The sequence below is a fragment of the Actinotalea sp. genome (assembly GCF_041597215.1).
In the GTDB taxonomy this organism is placed as follows: domain Bacteria; phylum Actinomycetota; class Actinomycetes; order Actinomycetales; family Cellulomonadaceae; genus Actinotalea.
Genome location: NZ_JBFHHB010000226.1, coordinates 1 through 5,276 on the forward strand (window position 1 = coordinate 1; position 5,276 = coordinate 5,276).

Consider the following 5,276-nt stretch of genomic DNA (forward strand, 5'->3'; position numbering starts at 1 on the left):
CGACGGCAGCACGCCGAGTCCGTGCACGTGCCACGACAGCTCCCCGGCGCCCGGCTCACCGGCCCGGACGCCCGCACCGATCACACCGGCCAGGCCACCGCCGTCCCGGACGCCGAACCACGCCGCCTCGCCGGGGTGCCCCGGATCGGCTGTGGTGTCCGGGTTGGACTCGCGCAGGCACGCCAGGATCGCGGGCCGGTCGGACTCGAGGTCGAGGCGGACCACGGTGGGATCGACCGACGCGGGTCGCGCGGCCGTGGCCATCCAGTCCCATGCCGAGGTGGGGTGGAGCCCCAGCCGACACTGCACGGCCGGGTCGAGGTCGCTCGCGGGGGCATGGCGCGGACCCTGGTCCGTCGGCTCGCCGAGGACGTCCTGCGGGCCGGCGCCGATCCGCGGGATCGTCATCCAGTCCACCGGTCCCCGCGCGGTCGCGGAGACGAGCCCACGGACACGGTGCGGGTCTCCGAGGCCACGCACCGTCGTGCGCCCGTCGTGGCGGAGCTCGAGGAGAAGTGCCTCGTCGTCCCCGTGCACGCCGACGAGCTCCCAGCGCCCCCGGTCACCCAGGAGCTGCCGGTCGGAGCGCCAGCGATCCGGCAGCCCGTGGAGGGTCAGGCTCCGGCCTCCGGGGCCGCAGCCGCCTCGGCCGGCTTCGCCTTCACCGCGGGAGGGCCGTCCACGCCGGCCTCCTTGCGCTGCTGCGCCGTGATGGGCGCCGGCGCGCCGGTCAACGGGTCGAACCCGCCGCCGGACTTCGGGAAGGCGATGACGTCCCGGATCGACTCCGAACCCGTGAGCAGGGTGAGGATGCGGTCCCAGCCGAAGGCGATCCCGCCGTGCGGCGGGGCGCCGAAGGCGAAGGCGTCGAGCAGGAAGCCGAACTTCTCCTGCGCCTCCTCCTCGCCGATCCCCATGATCTCGAAGACGCGCTGCTGGACGTCGCGGCGGTGGATACGGATCGACCCACCGCCGATCTCGTTGCCGTTGCAGACGATGTCGTAGGCGTAGGCCAGGGCCTCGCCGGGGGACTCCTCGAAGCGGTCGATCCACTCGGGGGTCGGGGAGGTGAAGGCGTGGTGGACGGCCGTCCACGAGCCCGAGCCCACGGCGACGTCGTCGTCCTCGCCGGTCGGCTTGAAGAGGGGCGCGTCGACCACCCAGAGGAACGACCAGGCGGACTCGTCGATGAGCCCGGCCCGGCGGCCGATCTCCAGACGTGCGGCGCCGAGCAGGGCACGGGCGTCACTCGCCCTGCCCGCGCCGAAGAACACGCAGTCGCCTGGCTTCGCGCCGGTGGCCTCGACCAGACCGGCCCGCTCCTCCTCCGAGAGGTTCTTGGCGACGGGGCCGCCGAGCTCACCGTCCTCGCCGACCGTGACGTAGGCGAGGCCCTTGGCGCCGCGCTGCTTGGCCCACTCCTGCCAGGCGTCGAAGGTGCGCCGGGGCTGGGACCCGCCCCCGGGCATCACGACGGCGCCAACATAAGGGGCCTGGAAGACGCGGAACGGGGTGTTCGCGAAGTACTCGGTGAGCTCGACGAGCTCGAGACCGAAGCGCAGGTCGGGCTTGTCCGTGCCGAAGCGACGCATCGCCTCGGCGTAGGTCATCCGCGGGAGGGGCATCGGGATCTGGTAGCCGATGAGGTCCCAGAGCGCGCTGAGGACCTTCTCGCCGAGCGCGATCACGTCGTCCTGCTCGACGAAGCTCATCTCGACGTCGAGCTGGGTGAACTCGGGCTGGCGGTCGGCGCGGAAGTCCTCGTCGCGGTAGCAGCGGGCGATCTGGTAGTAGCGCTCCATCCCGGCGACCATGAGCAGCTGCTTGAACAGCTGGGGCGACTGCGGAAGGGCGTACCAGGAACCGGGTGCCAGACGCGCGGGGACGACGAAGTCCCGGGCACCTTCGGGGGTGGACCGGGTGAGGGTCGGCGTCTCGATCTCGACGAAGTCCTCCGCGTCCAGCACGCGGCGGGCAGCGGCGTTGGCCTTGGCGCGCAGGCGCAGCGCCCTGGCCGGTGCGGGGCGGCGCAGGTCGAGGTAGCGGTGGCGCAGTCGCGCCTCCTCGCCGATCTGCTCGTCGAGCGCGGAGGAGACCTGGAAGGGAAGAGGAGCGGCCTCGTTGAGCACGACGACCTCGTCCGCGACGAGCTCGATGGCTCCCGTCGCCAGGTTCTCGTTCTCGTTGCCCTCGGGACGCGCACCCACGGTCCCGGTCACCTGGAGCACGTACTCGTTGCGCAGGCCGTGCGCGACGTCCTCGTCCCGGATGACGACCTGGGCGATGCCCGAGGCGTCCCGCAGGTCGATGAAGGCCACACCGCCGTGATCGCGCCGGCGGTCCACCCACCCCGTGAGGGTGACGGACTGGCCGATGTGCTCGACTCGCAGGGAGCCGGCGGTGTGGGTGCGGAGCACGGCAGAGTTCCTTCGTTCGGGGTGGGGCGGGAGCGCCCCGCGGGGCGCCGCGACGATCCTAGTGCCGTGTGCCGGTATCGGGCTCCGAGCCCCTGCCGGAGGCGACGTCCGCGGAGTCCTCCCGGCCGTCGTCGGCCTCGTCCTCCGGTCGACGGTCCGCGGGCAGCAGCAGCGTGGCGATCAGACCGAGCGCGACGAAACCTGCCCCCGTGAAGGCCGTTCGCTGGAGTGCATCGGCGAAGGCATGGCTCGACGCCTCGACCAGGGCAGCGCCGTCCTCCTCCGCGGCGAGGGCCGGGATCGCCGTGCCTGCGGAAGCCTGGACCACCTGGGCCACCTCGGCGGCCCGCTCGGCGCTCACCCCGGGGATCTCGGCGACCCGTGCCTCGGTGTCGTGCGCCAGCCCGACGAACAGGATCGTGCCCAGGACTGCGGTCCCGAGCGCCGAGCCCACCTGACGAGCCGTGGACTGGGTGCCGGAGGCCTGGCCGCTCTGCCGCACGGGCACGTCGGCGAGGATGACGCTCGTCAGCTGGGCCGAGGCGAAGCCGACACCGACGCCGTAGACCACCAGGCAGGCCACCAGGGCGAGTGCGGACACGTCGACCGAGATCACGAGGCCGAGCGCGGCGATCGCGAGCATCTCGACGGCCATGCCGAGCCGGGCGACGAAGCGCGGGCCGTGGCGCCGGGCCAGCAGGGGTGTCGTCGGACCCGACAGGAAGGAGCCCGCGGCCAGCGCCGCGAGCACTCCCCCGGCGCCCAGCGCGGTGTACCCGAGGGCGCCCTGGAGGAACAGCGGGAGCGAGAAGAGCACCCCGAACTCCCCGAGGGACAGGATCATCGCCGCCAGTGCCCCGAGCCCGAAGGAGCGGATCCGGAACAACGAGGTGTCGATGAGCACCGTGCGTCCCTCGGCTCGGCGTCTGGTCTCGACGACGGCGAGGCCCACGAGGCAGACCACGCTGAGCGCGAGGGCGACGGGGATCGGCGAGAGACCACCGGTGCTCCAGCCGAGGCCGAGCAGGGAACCGTCCGCGATCGCCGTCGTCCAGCCGTAGCTGCGCCCCTCGATGAGGGCGAACACGAAGGAGCCGATGCCGAGCGCGGAGAGCACCGAACCCACGGCGTCGAACCCGGGCGCGGCGTGCTCGTCCTTGCTCTCCGGCACGAGCAGGACGGCACCGATGACGATGGCGGCGGCGAACGGGAGGTTGATCCCGAAGGCCCACCGCCAGGAGAAGTGCTCGGTGAGGAATCCACCGAGCAGCGGCCCGATCGCGGCCATGCCGCCGATCACCGATCCGTAGACCGCGAAGGCGACGGCCCGGCGGCGGCCACGGAACAGGGCGTTGATCAGGGCGAGCGAGGTCGGGGACATCATCGCCCCACCGACGCCCTGCAGGGCGCGGGCCGCGATGAGCGTCTCGCCGGAGCCGCTCAGGGCGGCGAGGATGCTCGCCACGGCGAAGACCACAGCACCCGCCGTGAAGACCGCTCGTCGGCCGAACCTGTCCCCCAGCCGCCCGACGATGATGAGCAGGGCGGCGAAGACGAGCGCGTAGATCGCCTGCACCCACTCCGCGTCGACCGAGCTGATCGACAGGTCGCTGATGATCGACGGGAGCGCGACGTTGACGATCGTCGAGTCCATGATCACCAGCGACAGCCCGAGGGCGATGATGATCATCGCGCTCCAGCCGACCTGCTGGTCCTGCGCCGGGGTGGTCACCTGAGCCGCGCGTTGATCTGACACGGTGTCATATTAGAGCCCGGTTCCCGGGGCTCATGGGCACTCGGACCCGATCGGGAGACCGGGAGTGGTCCGGGACGGGCCCGGTCTCCTCAGCCCGGAAGGACGGTGGGCCAGCGGTCCTGCGCCGGCGGCTCCCAGGTCGCGGCATCCGCCGGTACCTGCTCACCCGAGCGGATGTCCTTGACCTGGTCGCCGTCCGCGGAAGGGAACCACACGAAGGGGACACCGCGGCGGTCGGCGTACTTGATCTGCTTGCCGAACTTCGCCGCGGAGGGGGCGACCTCGACCGGGATCCCGCGGGCACGCAGCGCACTCGCGACGCGATCGCTCTCGGGACGCTCCTCCTCCGAGGTCACGGCGACGACCACGGCCGTGGGCACCGACCGGCTGGCACGCAGGAGCCCGGCCGAGAGCAGCCGCGAGACGAGCCGGGAGACCCCGACCGAGATCCCGACGCCCGGGTAGGTGGTCGAACCGTCCGAGGCGAGCGAGTCGTAGCGGCCGCCGGAGCAGATCGAGCCGAGGTGCTCGTGCCCGAGCAGGACCGTCTCGTAGACGGAGCCGGTGTAGTAGTCGAGCCCACGCGCGATGCTCAGGTCGGCCACGACCGTCCCGGGTGCTCGGCGGCCTGCGGACTCGACGAGCAGCGCGAGCTCGCTGAGCCCCTGGTCCAGGAGCGGGTCGTCGGCCCCGTGGAGCGCCGCGAGGGACCGCACCTCCTCGATGACGCCGACGTCGCCACCGCGGACGGCCGCGAGGGCGAGGACGGCCTGCGACTGGGCCTCGGTGGCCCCGGCCTCCACGGCGAGCAGGGCGGTCACCGCCTCCGGGCCGATCTTGGCGAGCTTGTCGACGCAGCGCAGCACGGCCTCGACGTCCGCGAGACCCACCCCCCGGGCGAACCCCTCGACGACCTTGCGGTTGTTGACCAGGATCTGCACGGGTGGCATGCCGATCTCGCCGAGGGCGGCGAAGGCCTCGGCGACCACCAGAGGGATCTCGACCTCGTAGTGGTAGGGCAGCTCGCCCATGCCGACCACGTCGATGTCCGCCTGGACGAACTCGCGGAAGCGGCCGTCCTGGGGGCGCTCACCGCGCCAGAC

At 72.5% G+C, this 5,276-nt stretch carries 3 protein-coding genes and 1 pseudogene; all 4 read right to left on the reverse strand.

From position 1 onward, the window contains the following. Positions 1-537: pseudogene (locus tag ABWK99_RS13310) on the reverse strand (hypothetical protein); the annotation flags it as partial. Positions 538-614: 77 nt separating this feature from the next. Further along, complete coding sequence (gene aspS, locus ABWK99_RS13315; protein ID WP_372595187.1) at positions 615-2,417, reverse strand: aspartate--tRNA ligase; 1,803 nt, start codon at positions 2,415-2,417, stop codon at positions 615-617. A 58-nt stretch (positions 2,418-2,475) separates the two neighbouring features. Next, complete coding sequence (locus ABWK99_RS13320) at positions 2,476-4,173, reverse strand: MFS transporter (protein WP_372595188.1); 1,698 nt, start codon at positions 4,171-4,173, stop codon at positions 2,476-2,478. 89 nt (positions 4,174-4,262) lie between these two features. Further along, positions 4,263-5,276 (reverse strand): histidine--tRNA ligase (locus tag ABWK99_RS13325; RefSeq protein WP_372595189.1); only part of this gene is annotated, 1,014 nt, incomplete at its 5' end.